1 protein-coding gene is annotated in these 425 nt (G+C 63.8%); it reads right to left on the bottom strand.

The window, feature by feature from the left end; genetic code table 11:
• Nucleotides 1-425: DEAD/DEAH box helicase (locus tag EOE48_RS28935; protein ID WP_127734248.1), on the bottom strand; the 425-nt coding region annotated here is incomplete at both ends.

Here is a 425-nt window from a genome sequence, read left to right as displayed (position 1 = left end):
GCCTTGTTTTTCAAGGTACTCGGCCAGGCGGTTGGCGCCGTGCTTGGTACGGGTGAACACCAATACCTGTTCCCAGGCACCCAGGGTGATCAGGTGTGCCAGCAGCGCACGCTTGTGGCTGGCGGGCAGGCGGTAGACGCGCTGCTCGATACGCTCGACGGTGGTGTTCGGCGGCGTGACCTCGATACGTTCCGGGTTGTGCAGGAGCTTGTCGGCGAGGTCGGTGATGTCCTTGGAGAAGGTGGCCGAGAACAGCAGGTTCTGGCGCTTGGATGGCAGGCGTGCCAGTACCTTCTTGACGTCGGGGATGAAGCCCATGTCGAGCATGCGGTCGGCTTCGTCGAGCACCAGGATTTCTACATGGGCCAGGTCGACCTTGCCTTGGCCGGCCAGGTCGAGCAGGCGGCCCGGGCAGGCAACCAGCA

Source organism: Methylobacterium oryzihabitans (assembly GCF_004004555.2).
Lineage (GTDB): Bacteria > Pseudomonadota > Alphaproteobacteria > Rhizobiales > Beijerinckiaceae > Methylobacterium > Methylobacterium oryzihabitans.
This window is presented reverse-complemented; position numbering and strand designations above follow the sequence as displayed.